Here is an 18,882-nt window from a genome sequence, read left to right on the forward strand (position 1 = left end):
GCCCCCCCGCCCCCTTTCCCACTGCCGGTTTGTCGTCTGGGGCCGGCGCGCGGGGGCCCCATTTTTCGTCAACCCCTTTTCGGCAATTACCGTGGGGGGGGGCCCCCCCCGGGGGGGGCCCCCCCCACCAGTCGCCTACGTACCGTCAAGGTGTTCAGTGCGCCTGTCGACCCGGTCGACGGCGTCTCGGAGGCTGCCGCCGGAGTTGGGGTGAAGCTCGTGATCGATGCGGTTGATCTTGTCTTCGATCGCGTGGAGCCGGTCGATGACGCCAGGGTGTTCGTCGCTGCCGGCCCAGTCCCGTACGAAGTCTTCGACGTTACGCGCGGCGTGGTGCAGGGCGCGCGTCGCCCGCCACAGGATGCCTGCGACGGCGCACACTGCGGCGACCGCGCCGCACCAGATCGCGAAGGTGTCGGCCTGGGCTGCAGCCGTCGCGAGGTTCACTTGCTACCTCCTATGGTGGGGTCAGCTGACAGGTCGGTTCCAGGACGCGGTCCAGGTCGCGGGCCCCACGATGCCGTCGACGGTCAGCGGCCAGCCGTTGTCCGTGGAGTCCTGCTGGAACTGGCGGCAGATGCTCGCGCTGGCGGGGCCGTACCAGCCGTCGACGGTGATGCGCCAACCGCGGTTGGCCATCTGCTGCTGCCACGTCCGCACGGTGTCGTCGTGGAGCATGGGGCTCCGCTGGCGCAGATACTCGCCCGGCCACGCCGGCCCGACGGGGGCCGGGGCGGGGGCGGTAGTGGCCTGGTCGCTGTACTGGGGGCGGCCGTAGCCGACGATCACCGCGGCGGTCCGTACCCGGCGGGCGACGACGTTCCCGGTGTTGGCCTCGATGGTGTAGACGTTGCCGTTGTCGTCGGTGTCGGTGACCAGACCGATGTGATCGATACTGCCGATGGTCAGGTCGCCGTCCCAATCGAAGAAGACGATGTCGCCGCGCTGGACGTCGTCGGTACCGTCGTGCCACTGGTCGGCCTGCTGGAAGCGGACAGCGTGGGCGACGGTGTAGGCGTAGTCGGTGTCGAAGCACACCGCGGAGTACTCGCCGCTCTGCCGGGCCCAGTAGGTGATCCCCTCGTCGCACCACGGCGCGTTGGCGAACTCCTGGCCGTTCCTGGAGGCGTAGTCCTCAGTGATGTAGTTGGGGCGGCCGCTCAGGCCCAGGCTCTTCTCGGCCTGGGAGATCATCGTTGCCATGCTCATGCGGCGCTCCCCCCGGTGGCGGGAGCGCCGTAGACGCCGGCGCTGTTGGGCTGGCCGAACTTCGCGGCTAGGAGCTCCGCCTCGTCGGGGGTGGTGGGGCCGTTGCCGCTCTCGGTGAGCAGGGCGGCCTGCTGCGCCTGGCTCGGGTCGGGGTCGGTGGGGCGAGGTGCGCCCATGAGTGCCTCCTGAGGGCATGAATGAGCCCCCGGACCGAGGTGGCTCCGGGGGCTGAAGGGAGAGTGGGTTTCGGGCGGGTCAGCTGAAGGCCCGACGCCAGGTTTCGGGGCCGGGGAAGCCATCGGCGTTCGAGCCGTTCCAGCCCTGGGCGCGCTGGAAGTCGGCGACGTTGGCCCGGTCGGCTTCGGTCCAGTCCGGGGACGGTCCGATGCGGTAGTGGCTGCCGTAGCCCTTGCGGACCAGCTGCTCACCGAGCATCAGCACGTACTGATTGGACTGGCCGTCGGCGAAGGCCTGCCGGCCGGGGAACGGCGGCACCTCTCCGGGGAGGTAGCCGAGAAGCCGACGCAGCGATGCCGGGCCCGGCACGCCGTCGGCGTCCTGGTGCGGGGCCGTGCCGCGCAGCCCGATGCTGCGCTGGTAGTCCTGGTAGTTCAGGGTGTCCGCGTCGCTCCAGGTCGGACCGGGACCAACCTGGTAGTGGGCGCCGTGCCCGGCAGCGACCAGGGCTCGTCCGACAGCGGTGACCTGGTAGCCGACGGCGCCGAAGCCGTACGGGAGGCCGGCGATGGTGACCTGGTAGCGGGCGGGGGTCGGCGTCGGGGCGGGAGCAGGTGTGGGCTGCGAGTTGGGGGCGTTGAAGGAGTCGACGGCGGCTCCGCCGCGGTAGTCCTGCGGGTCCGCGGTGGGCGGGGCGATGTGGTCCGGGAACGTCGGCGCGAAGTACCCGGTGACGCGGGTCGCTCGGCGTGGCGTCGCGTGCGACCACACCCCGTTGCCCTGCCCGCCGTCCTGGGAGCCAGCCTCGATGCTGTTACCGCCCTTGGTGTAGACGGTGTCGCCATCCCAACCGGTGACGATCTCGCAGTGCTGGCCGTCGCCGAGGTTGACCCATGCTCCGACGGACGGGTAGAGCGACCACTGGCCGTGCTGCTTGGCCCAGTCGGAGAAGTCGGTGACGTTGTCGGTCTTCGGCACGGCCGAGTCGAGGCCCGTGTCGTGGTACATATCCCAGCAGTACTCGACGCACCACGAGACGCCGTCCTCCCCGTACTCCGTCCCAAACGGCGTGTGGTTGTCGTAGCCGCCGTCGGGGTTCCAGCCCTCGTAGATCTGCTCGGGGATGGATGCGACGTGGTCCAGGAGCTGCTTCCACTGCGGAGTGGAGCTCGAGGGCGGGGCCTCGGTGGGGGTCGTGTCCGACGGGGGCACGGGGTCCGGAGCGGGAGCTGTCGGCGTGGGCGTGGGCACGCCGGCCCAGGCACGCAGCTGCTCGGCCGTGCCGTTGTACAGGTTCGTGTCGATCGGGACGTCAGCGCTCTGGTGGAACGTCCACGGGTGCTCGACGGCTGGGGCACCGGGCAGGGAGTCGTAGTCGGCGATCCACAGGAAGTCGCCGCACTCGTCATCGGTGCGGTGCCACCAGTCCAGGTTGGCGTACAGGCCGACCTGGTGGCCCGGGTAGCGGGCCTTCACCTGCGCGAGCCACTGGTTCTTCCGCTCGGTGGCCGTGGTGTCGTCGACGTCCTGGCCGTACGGTTCGAAGTCGAGTGCCAGGAACTCGCCGGCCGGGATGTCCCCGACAACCGAGCAGAAGTGGTCGACTTCGCCCTGGACGTCGTTTTCGGCGTGGAAGAAGTGGTAGTGGCCGATGGGGATGCCGCGGCCGCGCGCGTCGGCGAGCTTGGCCTGGTAGTTCTGCTGGTCGGTGTGGGCGCCTTCGGTCGCCTTGATGATGGCGAACTCGGCGTCGTCCGGGATCGCATCCTGGTAGTCGGAGACGTCGTAGCCTCGGGCGTTGGACATCAGAGGACCTCCTCTGCAGGTGTCTTGGACGCGGCGGTGACGATCTGCCTGAGCTCGTCATGGGCCTGCCGCAGGAGAGACAGCTCCTCCATGACCGCGTCGTGGGTCTCTCCGGCCTGGCGCTCTGAGGCGCGGCCGAGCACGGTCTGGCCGACCATCAGCAGCGGCAGGGCCACCAGTTGGATGACGTTGGACCAGTACAGAAGTCGGTCCTGCGCGGCAGGGAGCAGAAGCGGCAGCAGGCCGTACATGGTCAGGGCGTAGGCCGCCCACATGCTGCCGAACCCGCGGGTGACGAGGACGGCCAGGCGCTCGTTGAAGCTGGTCAGGTTGCTCATCTGCTGATCAGCCCTGGCACGACATATGCGCGGTCCAGTCGGGTGTGATTGGCGGTGTGCGCGCCTCCGGCACCCCCGTAGCGGTGGGTGGCCCGCTGGTGTGCGGCGGCCTCGCGGTGCGGGTGGGTGGTCAATCTGCCTCCAGGAATGAGGAAGCCCCCGACCGGTCACCGGTCGGGGGCGGGTCTTTGGTCATCCGGCGGGTAGCAGACTGTTCGCTCTCCAACAGGCCCGGCCCGGGGAACGAGGAGGTCAGCTGGTGGCCGGGACTGTCCAGCCGCTCGCCAAGGTGATGGTTGTGGTGGCGGCGAAGGCGGCCCTTGGAGCGGGCAGTGGTTCTGGAGTGCATGAGCAGCCCGGCAGGTGAGATTTGTTCGGTGCCGTGCACGTCGCCTGGTGAATCTGCGCCGCGGCGGTCATGGTGATGGCGTGGGGGCCGCAGGCGTAGACGGTGACCGTTATGTCGGCCGTGGCGGATGCCGGGCTTCGGGCGGCCATCGCGGTAAGTTCCGTCGGCGTTGGGCGGCGACGCCACTGCACGAGCGCTGGAGCGCCGCAGAGCTTGCACGTCACTGGGCTCGTGGCGAGCTTCGGTGGGTCAGACATGGGAGAACCTCACCCACAATCCGGTCCGCAGGTCTGAGTCGAGGGCGGTTCCAAGTGCCCCGCCGGAGCTCTGCCAGCCGCACACCTCGATGTAATCTCCGGGCTTGAGGAAGATGTCTTTGACGGGTGTCACGAGCCCCATCTCGGGACCCATTGCGGGGAGGTACGCAGCGGCACCCAGAACAGCCGTTCCATTGACCTGCAATTTGACTGCTCGAAAGCCGTTGCCGTTGCCGTTCGGCGCGTAGACTCCGCATGCCGTGTACCAGCCGCCTGCCCCCGGCTGGCAGGTGTAGCGCGAGGTGTTGCTGGTGGAGGAATGGCCGCCGTAAGGGTCATTGGCGACCGTGTCTATGTTCAGCGGCGTCCAGCTCGAATTGCTCAGCGACTGGCTGGTGGATTGGTAGCCGACAAAGGTAGGCGGGTTCAGAAGAAACGTCAGCGGGGAGTAGACGCTGGCATTCCACAATGCACTGGTAATGAAGTTCCCAGGGACTTCGGATGCTGGAGTGGGAACAGCAAGGCCCAAGTCGTCCCTCCTCTCGAAATAGGCCAGGCCGGTTTAAGGGGAGGCGGTCGGTCAGCTACGCGACATCGAGGCCGCCCAAGCGGCCGGCAGGTCGGCGACCGGCCGAGCCCGGGGCGCAGCCGGAGCCGCAGCAAGCAGCGGTTCGGGTGTGCAGCCGCAGGCCGGGAGGCGGGCCGGATCGGCGACGCACTGCGGCTGGTGGATGTGGGCAGCCCCGTCGAGACTGATCGCGTGAGCCGTGCAGGCGAACACCGCCTGTACGTCGTCGGAGCCGACGGCGTGGCGGCGGCGCCACTGAACGACGGTTGCCGCAGTGCAGTTGGGGACCCAGCAATGCGCCTGCGGTTGGGCACTTTTCGTAGAGTCGAAGAGGAGCACGTGGGGTTTCCTAGGCGTGGATCCAGAGGACGGTGAGCGCGGAGTCTCCGTTGGTGGTCAGGGCGCCCCCGCTGGCCTGGTAGCCCGCCACTTCGACGTAGTCGCCGACCGCGAGCTGGACGATGGCCAGGGTTTGCAGGGCCGTGGTGATGTCCCAGGAGGGATTCGGAATACCGAACTGGCTTGCCGGGATGAGCGAGCCGTTCTTGTGGAGCCGAGCCAGGCGGGCGCCGCTGCTGCTGGTTGCCGTGCCGAGCGAACCGATGACCAGGTACCAGCCGGCCATCTGCACGACGTACCGGGAGTTGTTGACGGCGTTGGAGTGGCCGCCGTAGGTGTCGATGATCGTCGTGTCGATCGCCAGCGGTGTCACGGTATTGGCCGGAATGGACTGGGCCGTTGCCTGGACACCGCGGAAGACAGGTCGGTTGAGCAGGAACGACAGCGGGGTGTAGACGCTGGCGTTCCACAACGCACTGGTGATGAAGTTCCCTGGGACCTGCGAGGCCAGGGTTGGAAGGGAAGGCGCCACGCGCTGGGTCCTCCTCTCGCTGCGCTACGCAAGGCAGACGCCCCGGCCGAAGGACAGCCGGGGCGGTGGTGGCGGTGGTTCGCGCAGGTGGGCTAGTAGGCGAACGCGGTCGAATCGAACTGCGAGGACTTGTCCCAGGTGGCCGGGTCGGACACTCCCCCAGGCAGGGGTTCACACACGACGTCGCCCGCGCTGTGGGCTTTCGTCACTGCCGAGGTGAGTGTCAGGACGCACGTCGTCCAACCGGACGTGGTAGCCGGGACACCGCCAGGCGCGATGGTGACGGTCTCAGCGTTGGCTGTTCCTTGGCCGAGGACCAGCTGCTGACCAGCGGCCAGCTGCGCTCGGGCGGGGTTGACGCTGTCCTGGCCGGCCTTGATGGTGACCGTGGTCGCTCCGGCCACGACGGGCGACGCGAGCGTGGTGTGGAACGCCGCGAAGACGGCGTACGGGGTCAGGTCGGCGGGGCTGCACTGGAGCCTCACCGTGGCGTCGGTCTGGTCGTTGAACGACCAGTCGATCTTCTCGATGTAGCAGTCCACCTGGATCGGTGGGGCGCCTTGCGGCCTTCGCATCACGCGTACGCGCATGCCGAGCTCCAGGGAGAGACAGACCGGCCACATCGCGGGCATCGCCGAGGGGTGGAGAACCAGCGTGGTGACTCGAGGCGCTGGCTGCTTGTACCGCGACAGCAAGTAGTTGGCGCTGTCCTGGATCTCCAGGGTGCTGCTGGCGTAGCTGGTGCGCGTCATCGTGCGGGGGAAGTACGCGGCGACGCTCGCCGCGTCCTGGGCACTGAAGACCTGCTGACTGGACTGCTGGGTGACCCGGACGCCGTTGCTGATGTGCGTGGCGTCCAGCTCAATGCCGGCTTCCTCGTACGGCCACTCCCCGCCGACCTGGTTCTCGCCGAACGTGAACACAGGAGCGGTGGCGTTGTACCGCGCAGCGCGGGACTTGAAGGTGATGGCCCCAGTCCGGTTGATGTAGTGCTGCCCGTTCTCGGTCGCGACCACGTCTTCGAGGGCACTCAGGGCGTCCTGGCCGGAGAACTTGGCGCCGGACAGGCTTCGGGTCTGGCCCGAGTCGATGCTGCGTGCGCCCTGGTACCCGGCGTACTGGAGGATCCGCTGGTAGCGGGCGTCGCTGGACTCGCCCGCGAAGGCGTTCTTCCACGCGTTGTAGAAGTTCAGGCAGTCGTCGGGGCCGAACCACTGGGTGAACTCGCCGATGAAGGCGAGGTCCCCTTGAAAGTTCCCTTGGAAGGGGCCGCCGATGACCCAGTTCGCGAAGCCGCCGACGCTCTCGAAGACGATGCCGGTCGGGGCGGCGTCGTTCGGGATGTTGCCGAGGTAGGCGTTGCCGCCGTCGATGGAGGCGAGGAGCTGCTGGTCCTGCTGGTTGTAGCCGAAGATGGCCAGGTGCCAGTTGCCGTCGCAGACGTTGGGAACGCTGCCGCTCTGGTCTGCCAGCAGACAGCTTTGGGTGTCGTTGGTGGGGCCGCTGATCAGCATGAACGGGCGGCCGGTGTAGTCGATGACCAGCGCGACCTTGGAACCGACAAACTGCCCGTTGGTCATCTGGCCGTCCGTGCCGACCCAGATGAACGCGGCGTTCTGAGGGACAGGGCCGGTGTAACGGAATGCGATGATGCGGCTGAACAGGGCGGGATTCGCCGGGCCGGTGATGCCTGCGTCGGACAGGCAGAGCGCTGAGCCAGTGAAGGCGCCCGCCTGCCCGGGGCTCGGGTTGTTGATCGACATGACGGTCCCGCCCGAACCGGCGAAGACACCGTTCACCGGGTCGTTGGCAGTCACGCTGTTGCCGGTGGTGAGGGAGCCGGGCCCGTCCTTGGAGATGTAGAGCGTCGCGGGCCGGTAGTTGCCCATGCTGTCAGCGAAGGTGGTGGCACCCTGCGGATCGTCCAACCGGTACAGGAACCGGGGTGTGTAGGACTTGATCTCCTCGGAGCAGGGGTCGGAGAGGGTGACCTGCGAGAGGAGGCTGAGAGAGTCCACCCCCGTCACCTGGGTCTGCCCGTACGTGCCCGACAGGCTCCAGCTGGAGTCCCAGCGTTCCGTGAAGCCGCTGTAGATCGGATACCAGGTGCCCGGCGCGCACCAGGCCGACGGGGCGGAGGCCCGCTCGAGTTGCCAGGCGTCGACCTGGACGTTGCACGACGCCGACGGGGACGCGTTCGTGCGGAGCGAGACGGCGCAGAAGGCGGTCCCGGCGGGGGCGGTGCCGGTGACGGTGAAGCGGGTCCAGGGCGCTGCTGTGGCTCCGGTGAGGGTGATCGCCGCGCTCTGAACCATCTGCAGCAGGGTGCTGCCGTCCGCGCTGAAGAAGCGCAGCGCCAGGTAGAGCGGCACCGTGGTGCTCGCCGTGACGTTCCGGACCTGCATCTGCGCGCTGTACGTCGCGCCGGGCTCGAAGCTGGGCTGCTGGATGTAGGCGACGGCGGTCGAGCCGGCGGTCGAGGCCGGCACCGCGAACTGGGCGACGGTGCCGCCGGCCCAGGCCGAAGTGGAGGCAACGAAGGCGCCGCCACCGCTGTCGGTGCGCGAGTAGATTCCCGGGCCGCTGTCACTGGTGTCGAGCGTGCCGAGCGAGTAGCCGCCGACATCGCCACCGGTGGCCTGAGACTGCCGCAGCAAGTTCCTGGTCGGCGGCCACTGTGCGCGCAACCTGTACGGCTGGTAAGGGTGGACGTGGCCGTAGAACGGCCCGGCGGTGTTGAGGGGGTCGAACCGGCCGTCCTGGTTATCGAGCTGCAGGCGCAGCTCGCCGCTGCGGATCTGTTCGAGCTCGTACTGCTTGCCGCGGCTGGAGGCGACCTGGCTACGGGTGAGGTTGGAGACGTCGACGTAGTTGTTCAGAGGGACGTTGCCGCCCTGGGCGCCCAGCGATGCTCCCCAGCCGTGCTCCATGGTGGGCCAGTTCGGGTTGTTGGGCTGCGCGCTGACGGTGTTGATGTTGCGGATGGTGGCGACCATCCCTGCCGGCTCGGTGTCCGTCGTGCCGGCCTGGAAGTAGAACTGCATCCCGGTCACCGGGAAGGCGTGGGCGACGGTGGCCTGAGCCGTCCAGGCGCGGCCGTCCGAGCTGGTGGAGAAGGTGAACGAGCCGTTCGCTTCGGAGAGCTTCCACCAGCGGTGCGCGTCCGGGTTGTAGCTGGGCAGTGCCGTGATGGTCCACGCCCCGGCGGTCTGCAGCCGCAGCGAGAACGCGCCGCCCGAGGTGACCTGCGCACCGATCGAGTTGTTCGGGTCGGCGGCCAGCTTGAAGTTGGTGACGGTGCCACCGTTGCCGTTCGGGGCGGCGGTGATCTCCGCGAACACGCTCGATCCGGTCGCGTCCCAGGGCATCGAGCCCAGGCTGTTGTAGGTGCCCGAGGTGGTGGCGACCGCGACCTGCACCAGTTGGTTGACCGGGTCGAGCGTGCAGGCCGCGATCGTGCTCGCGTTCCACAGGGTGGTGTTGATGCCGGGACCTGTGAACGGGTCCTGGAGCGTGGAGAGCTTCGCCATACCGGCGCCTCCTGTCTGGGGTCAGCGCCGGTAGGCGGGGTAAGTGGTGGAGTTGCGCATACCGCGGCGCAGCCACTCCGTCTCGATGTCGTCGGCCAACTGCTTGGTCGTCACGGCCGAGCCCTGCACGGTGATGTTCCAGTTGTGGGTGACGGTGACCGGCCCTCCGCCAGAGGCAGAGGTGCCCGACGGCAGGGTGCCGACGGCGACCGGGCTGGCGGGCCGCCCGGCGGCGGCCGCCACCGACGCGGTGACGCGCACGGCGTCCGTGGCGAGGCCCCGAGCGCTGGTGATGACGTTCTGCGCCAGCCCCGTTGCGGCCTCCGACACAGGGTCGCTACCGGCGACGATGCCGTTCGCGAGACCAGCGGCGACGTTCGTTCCGATCTCGTGGAAAACCGTCGACGGGGAGTGAATCCCGAGGACCTTCAGGACCGGTCCAGGGACGATGTCCTTGATGAGACCCATGAGCTTCGAGGCAAGCCAGGAGGCTCGCGAGATCACGCCGTTGTACAGACCGATCAGCAGGTTCTCGCCAGCGTTGACCAGCCAGGACCCGGCGCCGGAGAAGAAGCTGACGACCATGCCGGGCAGCCGCGCCAGGTAGGAGATGGCACGCTCACCGCCCGACACGAGCCACTCGAAGGCCTCGACGACGAGCTTCAGGGCGGCCTGCACCCCGACGCGGAACCACGTGACGTGGTTGTAGGCGTAGATCAGGCCCGCGACGATGGCCGCCAGGGCGAGGACGACGAGCCCGATCGGGTTGGCGTCCATCGCGAGGTTCAGCAACCACTGGGCCGCCGTCATCGCACCCTCGGCGACGGTGGAGGCCACCATCGCGACCTTCTCCGCGACGAACGCGATCGCCGAACGGGCTGAGGCGAGCGCGACCTCACCCGCTCTGAGCGCGTACTCGGCTGCGGCAACGGCCGCTGTCTTCAGCGCCCCGCCGACGGCGGCTGCGCCCTGGACCATGCCGCTCCACGCGGATGCGGCACCCGCCGCGGTAGCCCGCCCGATGTTGACGGCGAGGTCCGCAGCGTTGCGGGAGGCGGTGCCCATCCATGCTGCGGCGGCCTGGCCGCCGCTGGCGACGCCTGACGCGAGGCGCTGCGTGCCACTGGAGACCGTGGAGGCGACTGCGGTCGCACCAGATCGCACAGCGGCGCCGGCTCGGGCCGCTCCTCCGGCGTTCTCGCCGACCTCAGCGCCCGCCACAGCGGACGCGAACTGGGTGGCGGCTCGAGCACCGGACGCCATGTCGCCGATCAGGCCTTGGACGCCCTTGGCAACCCCGGCGATCTTGTTCACGGCGAAGACGGTGAACGCGGCGGACAGGCCGCCCGCTACGACGTCGGCGAGGACGTTGGCCGCGGTCGAGTTCTGTTGGAAGAACCCGAGGATCGCGGAGATCGGCGGAATCAGCTTCTCGCCGATGCTGATGGCCGTGACTTCGAGGCCCTGCTTGAGCTTGGCCATCTGGACGGTCATCTGCTCGTTGGTCGCGGTCCAGCCCTCGACCTCATGGCCTCCGTCGTTGAACGACTTGCTGACGGCCTCGATGCTCTCCTTGGTCTTCTTGCCGTCCTCGCTGGTCAGCATCAGAGCGGTCTGAAGACCGGACTGACCACCGGTGGCCTTGCGCAGCAGGTCGGAGAAGGTGGTCAGCTCGGGGTTACCGGCCTTGACCTGGTCGGAGAAGCCCTGGCTCTTGTCCCACAGGGCCTGGAACTGCTCGGCCTGCGCCGCCAGGGCGCCCGGCAGGTCCTTCGCCTGCTGCTTGAACTCCTTCTGGGAGATCTGGCCGTGCTCGTAGGCCTCCGCCAGCTTCTGCAGGGCCGGCGGCATGGCCGAGACCATCTTGGCGGCGTCCTGCGCGGCCGACGCGGACTGCTTGAACACGCCGACCGCGTAGAGCCCGGACGGACCGAGGCGCCGCCCGATCGCCTCCACGATCTCGTTCATGACGCCGGACAAGCCCTTGCTGCCCATGTCCTGCGCGACCTGCGTGGCTGACAGGCCCAGCTGCTGGAGGGTCGCGGAGGTCGTGGAGTTCGGCGACTGGAGCGAACGGATCGCGCCGGCCATGAGCTGCGCGGCGTGCTGCGCGGTCTCACCCTTCGTCGTCATCGACGCGAGGTCACCGACGACGTCTTCGAAGGACACGTGCGCGGCGTACGCGGACGGCAGCACGGTGGACAGCGAGGAAGCGAACAGACCGAAGTTGGTCTTGGCCTCGCCAGCGCCCGTCTTCAGGGCGTTCATGACCTGGACGGACTTCGACGCCGGGATGTTGTAGTCGTTCATCGTCGTGGTCATGGCGTCCACGACTTGGTTCAGCGGGGCACCTTCCTCACGGGCGCCCTGCGCGGCGGCCCGGACGACGTCCAGGCCACCGTTGGCGAACTTGTAGCCGGCCTTCTCGGCCTCGTACATGCCTTCGGTCACCTGGTGCCAGCTGGTACCGGTGTCGGCGGCGATGTTCTTGATGCCGTCTCGGACGGCGTTGAGGTTGGCTTCCTGCTCGCCAGCGGCAGTGACGAGTACCATCGTGGCGCTCTGGAAGTCCGCAGCCATCTTGACGCTCGCCGCGCCACCGGCGAGACCGGCGACCGTGACGGCCTTGCCGACGTTGTTGATGGTGGTCATCGCGCCGCCAGCCGAGGCAGCGGACGCGGTGGTGGCGGCGTCGGTGGCCGTCGCGCTGTTACGGGCGGCGACACCGACGGCGGCGAGGGACTCGGTGGTCGTTGCCGACGCGCCCTGCACCGACACGGCCATCCGCTCGGCGCTGGCACCGATGGACTGCAGCGACGTTTCGGTGACGGTGCTGCTCTCGGTAACGCTGGTGGCCGTCGCCCGCGCGGAGTCGCTGACGGCCGATAGCGACGTCGAGGCCTTCAGCGAGCTTGCCTGGACGGCGGCTGCCATCTCCTCGGCACTGACGGCTATGCCCTGCAGCGACGCGTCGGTGACGCCGCCGGTCTCGGCCAGGCTGCCGGACATGGTCCGGGCCGACTCGCCCACCGAGGTGAAGACGAGGTCGACCTGGGCGGCGATCGCCCGGATCGACGCGCCGAAGTCCTCGAACGCGGCGACGCCCGCCTCGATGGCGGACAGCAGTGGGGCGACGTTGCCGAGGAACTCGGCGGTGACTGGAGGCAGGAGGGAGTCAGACACCTGGCACCTCCTCATTGCTCGGAGGGTCAGGTGAGTGCCGCGCCCCAGGCTCGGATGAAGGCGCCGCGCAGGGCGGGGTCGTGGGCGACCTCGTCGTAAGCGGCGCGCATGTACGGGCGCGGTGGCAGGGTCGTCGCGTGCCCGCGGCCGGTGACGCCACCGAGTTCCTGGATGCGGGCGTACGCGGCTGTCGGGCCGGTCACGGCGAGCCACTCGCCGGGGCCGGCTGCGATGGGGCCGACGACGGTGAGTGAGTTGTGCAGCGACCGGCTGGTGCTGGGCGTGACCATCGCGGGTGGTTCGCCGGGCCGGGACGGCGTCGGTGTCCCCCGCTCGTGGCTTCTGCGGGTCAGCTGCCGTTCGACGGCGTGTGCGAACAGGGTGGCTGCTTCGGCGACGGCGAGCGGCGTCGCGGCCTGGGCGCGGACGCCGATGGCGGTCAGCGCACGGCGCAGCTCGTCGCCGCCGCTGAGGGAGACTCCCACAGGCCTCCCTCCCGCTACCGGTGCCGGGCTTCCGCCTCGGCCCGGGCGCGTTCGTTGCGGGCCTCTTCGACTTCGGCGTACGCGCGGGCGATGACCGGGAGCTGTTCGATCAGCCACCACGGCTGGTCGTCGACCACGGACGGGGGCCAGTGATGGACCTGGGCGAACCAGCCGTAGGGGAATGCGGCCTCGTCGAGCGGGGTGGCGGGGTGCTCGCCGGGGATGGGCCTACGGTCGAGGGCCGCTACTAGGCGACGGTAGGCGCGGTAGGGGAAGCGGGGTCGGCTTCCTGCGCGGCCTGGTCCTTCGCGTCGGTCGGGTCGGGGTTGCCCGGGAAGAGGAGCTGCTGCGCCGGGCGGATGAGCTCGGCGAGCTTGTCGTAGTCCTCGATCTCCATCAGGTCCAGCGAGTCCGGGGACACGGACGGCAGCGGGAGGGGACGCGGGAGCTGCCAGTTCTCGACCAGGAGGGCCATCAGGCCGTCGGCCACGTCCAGGCCCATGGAGATGTTGGAGGCGCTGTCCTGGACGGAGCGCAGGATGCGCTTCTTCGCGCCGGCCTTGAGCTCCTTGGGGTCCCGCAGGACGACCCAGGAGTCGGGCGAGGCGAGGGGGTGCTGCTCGGACATGCGGGGGGCTCCTTCGAAGAGGTGGGAGGGGTGCGCCGGGATCAGAAGCTGCCGGGCGGGACGTTGCAGGTGATCGAGATCTTGATCTGGGAGTAGCCGCCGCTGCCTCCGGCGTTCGCCGTGTTCAGCAGAGGCTTGAAGGTGGTCGAGTAGCCGACTGCGGTCTTACCGGCGTCCGGGTCGGCGACGGTGAACGCGCACTGCTGCATGTCGATCTGGATCTTGAGCATGTTCACGCCGGTCAGCCCGTTGCTGTGGATGATCTGCACCTGGGGCTGGCTGTTGGTGAGCATGTACAGCAGGGGGCTCTCGTCGGCGACCGCCGAGAACGTGAACTTGCCTTCGACGGTGAGTCCGCCGCGCTGGATCACGTACGGCACGCGGACGCCGGTCGCGGTGTAGATGACCCCCAGCTCGCGCTTGAGGGTGATCTCGCCTTCGGAGACCGTGGCAACCGGGGATCCGGCGACGCTCCCGCCGATGCCGATCGTGGTGCTCCACGACGGCAGCGGGATGGTCGTACCGGGCGCGGCCTGCGGGGCGACGGCGGCGGGCACGGACGGCCACGAGGTGCCCTTGACGGTGTACTCCAGCAGCGCGCTCTCGACGGCGAACTTCAGCGCCAGCTCGGAGGCCGCGAAGCCGGGGTACTGGCGGGCGCCGGTGCTGCCCGGGCCGAGGTAGTGCGTGACAGTGTGGGACGGCGGCTGTCCGGTGCCGCTGTTGAGCAGGCTGTACGCGTAGGTGTACGGGCCGGTGACGGGGGTGACGGCATCGCCGACGCTGTGGGCGTAGACCAGGCCGCCGGAGGCGGGCACTGTGACGGGGATGACGAAGTTCGGGGCGGAGCCGGTCGGGGTGCCGGTGGTGACGATCTCCGCCTTCGCGCCGGTGCCGATCTGCACCAGGGTGCCGGCCGGGATGGTGGCCTGCGTGGTGAAGGAGGTCGCGCCGGCGGCCGCGGCGACGCTGAGGGTGGTCGCGCCGGTGCCGGTTGGGGTGCCGGTGACGCTGACGTCGCCCAGGATGTTGCGGCACCACCACGGCAGCTGGTCGGCGAACGCCGGGCTGTTGATGTCCAGCTCGGCCTTGCCGACGCCGAGGATCTCGTTGAACTCGGTCGACATGACGCCGCGCAGCGCCTTGTCCTCGAGGTACGTCACCTTGTCGGACGGCTTGATCTGAGCCACGGTCAGGGTGTTGGTCATCGCGACGGGCTGGCCGGGGTTGGTCTCCGCGGCGATTCCCAGGAATTGACGTGCCGGCGCGAACGCGGTGACGGCCATGGGCTACTCCTTGCTGCTCGCGCCCGGCTGGGGCTCGTTGTCGGGGTTCTGGTTGGGCGGCTCGGCGGTGGGCGTCCAGCGGCCGTCGTCCGGCGGGCCGTCGGGCCAGGCGAAGACCGTCGCCGGCGTGGCGGGCGCGCCGGGGTCGTCGTCGGTGGAGGGCCGGGCCGGGAGCGCGGGGCGGGCGGTGAGCGGTACGGCGACGTAGACCAGCTCGACTGCGCCCGTGTACTGGTAGGCGGCCGGGCCGTTGGCCTGGGAGGGGGCTTCGGTCGCTTTGGTCGCTGGCTCGGCTGCAGACGCGGGCGCGGCGGCCGGTGCGGTCTGCGCGCTGTCGTCCTGCGCCGCAGCCGACTTGGCTGTGGGCATGGGTGGGCTGCTCCTGCACGGAGAAGGGGAGAAGTGGAGGGCGCAGGTCAGACGGCGGTGAGCTCGACGGCCGTGAACTTGATCTGCATGTACTGCTTGGTCAGCTGCGCCTTCGAGCTGGGCTGGCCGTAGCGGACGCTGATCGCGCCGCTGCCTCCGGCGACGGCTTCGCCGGCCTGGAACACGCAGCCACCGAGGGTGTGGTCGGAGCGCAGCCGGGTGAGAAGGGCGTCGCGCAGGGCGTAGACGTCGTCCTGGGCGTCCTCGGCGTACTCGCACTCGGAGCGGACGAAGACGTTCAGCTCGACCGTGTAGAGGACCCGCAGCAGACCCACGCCTTCCGGGCCGACCGTCTCGCGGTACTCGGACTGGTCCGGGATGGTGATGACGATCTGGCAGCCGGTGCGGGTGCCGGGCGGCATGCCGCGGTAGTAGTCGGCGTGGTCGTCGGCCCGGGCGAAGGCGCGCCGCACCACTCCGACGCCGCGCACCGGTGAGCTGCGGTAGGTCCGGGTTGCCGGATCGTAGGGTCCGCCCAGGAACGTGCCGATGCCGTTGATGACGCTCTGAATGCTCATCAGGGCACCACCCGCCGGTAGGGGGCGAGCAGGCGCTGGGCCTCGGCGACCAGACCGGATCCGTCCTTGCGGGAGTCGCGCTGCCGGATCCCGGCGGACAAGCCCGTGTCGGGGAACGCGTCCTCGGCTGCGGTGTCCGGACGCATCAGCGACGCGGTGGCGTAGTTGATGACAGCCAGGTGGACGTCGGATGGCAGCCCAGAGAGGCCCATCCCGGCGGTGTGGGCGAACAGCAGCGGGGACGCGAGCGGCACGGTGCCGGGCATCGGCTGCCCGGTGGGGACCGGCGGGCTCCAGGCGGTGGAGACGGTGATGGTCTCCTCGGCGCCGGGTTCCCACAGCCGGTAACTCTGGCCGGGCTGCAGGCCGGTGATGTCCGGCACGCTGACGCTCTGGTCGCCGGCGCTCTGCGGTGCGGCCAGCACGGTGGCGACGTGCCCGGCGAAGTAGGCCAGGCGGGCGAAGACCGAGCCGCCCAGCAGGGGGCTGGTGAAGGACAGCGCGCCGCTCCACGGGCCGACGTTGGGCGGGAACACGAGGTTCCCGCTGTCGTCCCAGTAGGCGGGCTGGTTGACGACGGTCAGCGCGGTCGGGTTGTGGCCGTAGGCGATGCTCTGGACCGACAGGACCGGGGTGTGGTCGGCGCGGATACGCAGGTTCCCGGAGCGGTCGTAACGCGCGGTGTGCTGCTGGGTGGCCAGGTGCACGGCGAGCGGCTGACGGCAGTAGTTGTCAGCCCACTGGCTCGACATGAGCAGGACGTTCGTCAGCTCGGCGTCCTGCGCGGCCAAGGAGGAGTTCCCGGAGCGCAGGTTGTAGGTGTCCAGGAACGTCGGATGGGCGCGGAACGCGGCCGCGGTCACGTACGGGAGAGCGAGCACGGGGCCTCCTCCCTCCGGGTCAGCGCGTCCAGTGGCCGTGTTCGCAGCCCATGGCGATCGCTCCGTCGGGCCAGCCCCTGGGCATGCAGACTTCGCAGATGGGCGGCTCGGGCTCGTCCTTGAAGGCGACTTCGAGGTCCACGACCGGCGTGCTGGGGCCCTTCTGGGGCTTGCGGCCGCCGGCGCGGGCGGGTGCCGCCTTGCTGTCGGCGGCCGGGGGCTGCTGGGCGGGTGCGGCCGTGGTGTCGGGGCTCAGCGGCTCGGTGGTGTCGGTCACTGGTCCTCCCGCTTGCAGGTCGTGCCGCACTTGCCGCAGCGGGCGAAGTACGAGCCGTGGCCGCACTTGTCGCAGCGGTAGCCGCTGCTGTGCCGCACGGTGCCACCGAGGTTGGCGGCGAAGGCGCCGAGCTGGCGCAGGGCCTTCTCATGGGCGGGGTTGTCGACGGTCACGGTGCCGTCACGCCCGGGGGTGTAGCTGGTGGTGAAGCCGAGTCGGGCGCCCTTGATGTCGACGCCGCGCACGGCACTGTCAGGCAGGCAGAGCCGGGCCATGCTTCCTCCTTTCGGGAACACGGAAGGCCCGCAGCCGCCTGGCTGCGGGCCTTCCCGAGGTGGGGACTGGTGTTACGCGGCCTTGATGCCGGTGATGGCGCCGTTCCAGCCGGGCGCGTAGCAGACCATGGTGCCCAGCCAGTACGAGCTGGACTCGTAGGCGAACTGGGTGACGGGCCAGTCCACGCCCATCAGGTCCTGCACGTTCCAGGCGGCCCACACGTCGGAGACGTCGGTGTCGGGCATGGGCAGGGTGTCGGAGAGGATCGCGGTGTTGCCCTGCGGCATCCACGGGTGGACCTCGACGGTGACGCCCTTGCCGGTGACCTCGTTGATGATCGTGTTGACCACGTCGCCCAGGGTCACGCCGGACACCTCGTCCTGGGTGAGCGTCAGCCGGTAGTTCGAGCTGGACGCCGACTTCAGGCTGTCGGACAGCTGCTTGCGGTCCGAGCCGTTGAAGAGCACGCGGTCCGGGTCGGCCTTGACCGACTGGTAGAGCGCGGCGAACGCGGTCTGGAACTCACCACCCGGGTTGCTGGTGCTCAGGGGGGCGTTGAGCTGCCGGGTGTAGCCCGACTGCGGGCCAGTGCAGATCGGCAGGATGCCGTCGTACCCGTTGGTGTACGCGGTGGTGTCCGCGACGACCGAGGCGGCGACAGCACCGCTGTTCGGCAGAGCGCCCTGGATGGTGAAGGTGCTGTAGCCCGAGCGGCCCGCGTAGAAGCGGGCGGCGTCACCCGGGTCGGCCGAGGCGGCGGTCGCGACGTAGACGCGCTGGCCGAGTGCTCCGGCGGGCAGGTTGCAGGTGACGTCCACGACCTGGCCGGCGGAGACCGCGACGGACACCATGCCGGACAGCACGGACTGGCCGAAGTCACCGGCGTCGCTGGTCACCTTGACGTAGACGTTGCCGGCGCTACCGCTGATCGGGGTCTCACCGGCGGCGGCCGCGCGGGCGGTGACGGTGACGTTGCCCGGGGCCGCGACCGCGCCGAGGAAGTTGTTCGCGCTGGTCCCCCTGCCCATCAGGAACATGCGCTCCTCGAGGAGCATCGAGGCGTACAGCAGGCTGGTGCGGGACAGCTGACGGATGTCCTGGTACCCCTGGCCCTGGTACTGCGCGGACCAGGTGACCTGGTCCGACACCGAGAACTGGGCGTACGGCACGACGACGTCGTAACCCGCGTAGCTGATCTTCGGGCCGCGCGCGTAGTACAGCGGGTTCCCGGAACCCTGCGGGGCGAAGTTCGTCTGGGTCGCGTCCGAGATACCGGGGTGGATGGTGGCGACGCCGCCGGTTCCGGTACCGGTGTAACCGCTGATCACCTTGAAGCGGTGGGACAGGCCGACGCCCTTCTTGCGCGGGATGCGGTTGCGCAGCGGGGTCGGGCGCGGAGCCAGCATCTTGGCCGGGCTTTCCAGGTCGAAGGCGACCAGGCCGGAGGCGATCGGGCTGGAGTTGGTGATGTCCTTCACCATGTCCGGGGCCTGGGACTTGAGCTGGCCCAGCGCGGCGGTGAGGGAGCTCAGCTGGTCCGGGGACAGCGACTTGGCGATCTCCGGCGACTCCAGGGTCTTCACCAGGGCGCCGTGCACGGTGGTCGGCTGCGGCGTGAAGTCGATGCCGCGGCCCTGGCTGAAGGCCTGGTTCATGGCGGCGAGGTCGAGGTGCCGGGTCGGCATCGCGTCGACGGCCTTCATCAGGTTGTCGAAGCGGTCCGCCAGGTCGGTCTTGGCCAGGCGGGGGGCGTCCGGCGACTCGCCGAACAGTACGTCTGCGGTGGGCAGAGCCACAGTTGACTCCTATCGGGA

At 69.5% G+C, this 18,882-nt stretch carries 19 protein-coding genes; all 19 read right to left on the minus strand.

The features are described from left to right. Positions 1–135: 135 nt before the first annotated feature. Positions 136–447, minus strand: coding sequence for a hypothetical protein (locus ACIGG8_RS26770; RefSeq protein WP_396551362.1), 312 nt, complete (start codon positions 445–447; stop codon positions 136–138). A 21-nt stretch (positions 448–468) separates the two neighbouring features. Next, positions 469–1,209 (minus strand): CHAP domain-containing protein, encoded by a 741-nt coding sequence (locus ACIGG8_RS26775; protein ID WP_396551363.1) that lies wholly within the window; start codon positions 1,207–1,209, stop codon positions 469–471. Beyond that, a complete protein-coding gene (locus ACIGG8_RS26780) occupies positions 1,206–1,385 on the minus strand; it encodes a hypothetical protein (RefSeq protein ID WP_396551364.1) in 180 nt (59 codons plus the stop codon). Before ACIGG8_RS26780 ends, ACIGG8_RS26775 begins: the two co-directional genes overlap by 4 nt. A 79-nt stretch (positions 1,386–1,464) precedes the next feature. After that, positions 1,465–3,192, minus strand: a complete 1,728-nt coding sequence (locus ACIGG8_RS26785; protein ID WP_396551365.1) for a peptidoglycan-binding protein — start codon at positions 3,190–3,192, stop codon at positions 1,465–1,467. Beyond that, on the minus strand, positions 3,192–3,530 hold the full coding sequence (locus ACIGG8_RS26790) for a hypothetical protein (RefSeq protein WP_396551366.1): 339 nt from the start codon (positions 3,528–3,530) through the stop codon (positions 3,192–3,194). The genes ACIGG8_RS26785 and ACIGG8_RS26790 overlap by 1 nt, the downstream gene beginning before the upstream one ends. Before the next feature lie 598 nt (positions 3,531–4,128). Beyond that, a complete protein-coding gene (locus tag ACIGG8_RS26795) occupies positions 4,129–4,665 on the minus strand; it encodes a hypothetical protein (RefSeq protein ID WP_396551367.1) in 537 nt (178 codons plus the stop codon). 388 nt (positions 4,666–5,053) lie between these two features. Further along, positions 5,054–5,575, minus strand: a complete 522-nt coding sequence (locus ACIGG8_RS26800; protein WP_396551368.1) for a hypothetical protein — start codon at positions 5,573–5,575, stop codon at positions 5,054–5,056. Between the two features lie 92 nt (positions 5,576–5,667). Then, positions 5,668–9,105: a hypothetical protein gene (locus ACIGG8_RS26805; RefSeq protein WP_396551369.1), complete on the minus strand. Its 3,438-nt coding sequence runs from the start codon at positions 9,103–9,105 to the stop codon at positions 5,668–5,670. A 21-nt stretch (positions 9,106–9,126) separates the two neighbouring features. Then, a complete protein-coding gene (locus ACIGG8_RS26810) occupies positions 9,127–12,288 on the minus strand; it encodes a phage tail tape measure protein (RefSeq protein WP_396551370.1) in 3,162 nt (1,053 codons plus the stop codon). Between the two features lie 26 nt (positions 12,289–12,314). Further along, complete coding sequence (locus tag ACIGG8_RS26815; protein ID WP_396551371.1) at positions 12,315–12,773, minus strand: hypothetical protein; 459 nt, start codon at positions 12,771–12,773, stop codon at positions 12,315–12,317. Between the two features lie 14 nt (positions 12,774–12,787). Next, positions 12,788–12,910 carry a hypothetical protein gene (locus tag ACIGG8_RS26820; RefSeq protein ID WP_396551372.1) on the minus strand — a complete coding sequence of 41 codons (123 nt, stop codon included), beginning with the start codon at positions 12,908–12,910 and terminating at the stop codon, positions 12,788–12,790. A 110-nt stretch (positions 12,911–13,020) separates the two neighbouring features. Further along, a complete protein-coding gene (locus tag ACIGG8_RS26825; RefSeq protein ID WP_396551373.1) occupies positions 13,021–13,401 on the minus strand; it encodes a hypothetical protein in 381 nt (126 codons plus the stop codon). A gap of 41 nt (positions 13,402–13,442) precedes the next feature. After that, positions 13,443–14,687: a hypothetical protein gene (locus ACIGG8_RS26830; RefSeq protein WP_396551374.1), complete on the minus strand. Its 1,245-nt coding sequence runs from the start codon at positions 14,685–14,687 to the stop codon at positions 13,443–13,445. Positions 14,688–14,690: 3 nt separating this feature from the next. Next, on the minus strand, positions 14,691–15,056 hold the full coding sequence (locus ACIGG8_RS26835) for a hypothetical protein (RefSeq protein WP_396551375.1): 366 nt from the start codon (positions 15,054–15,056) through the stop codon (positions 14,691–14,693). A gap of 47 nt (positions 15,057–15,103) precedes the next feature. Continuing rightward, the gene (locus ACIGG8_RS26840; protein WP_396551376.1) at positions 15,104–15,634 is read right to left on the minus strand and encodes a hypothetical protein; all 531 of its coding nucleotides are present in this window, start codon (positions 15,632–15,634) and stop codon (positions 15,104–15,106) included. Beyond that, a complete protein-coding gene (locus ACIGG8_RS26845) occupies positions 15,634–16,515 on the minus strand; it encodes a hypothetical protein (RefSeq protein ID WP_396551377.1) in 882 nt (293 codons plus the stop codon). The genes ACIGG8_RS26840 and ACIGG8_RS26845 overlap by 1 nt, the downstream gene beginning before the upstream one ends. A 19-nt stretch (positions 16,516–16,534) precedes the next feature. Further along, complete coding sequence (locus ACIGG8_RS26850) at positions 16,535–16,792, minus strand: hypothetical protein (RefSeq protein ID WP_396551378.1); 258 nt, start codon at positions 16,790–16,792, stop codon at positions 16,535–16,537. Next, a complete protein-coding gene (locus ACIGG8_RS26855; RefSeq protein ID WP_396551379.1) occupies positions 16,789–17,067 on the minus strand; it encodes a hypothetical protein in 279 nt (92 codons plus the stop codon). The genes ACIGG8_RS26850 and ACIGG8_RS26855 overlap by 4 nt, the downstream gene beginning before the upstream one ends. 72 nt (positions 17,068–17,139) lie before the next feature. Next, positions 17,140–18,864: a hypothetical protein gene (locus tag ACIGG8_RS26860; RefSeq protein ID WP_396551380.1), complete on the minus strand. Its 1,725-nt coding sequence runs from the start codon at positions 18,862–18,864 to the stop codon at positions 17,140–17,142. Positions 18,865–18,882: the final 18 nt, after the last annotated feature.

This window comes from Kitasatospora sp. NPDC085464 (genome assembly GCF_044541955.1).
Lineage (GTDB): Bacteria > Actinomycetota > Actinomycetes > Streptomycetales > Streptomycetaceae > Kitasatospora.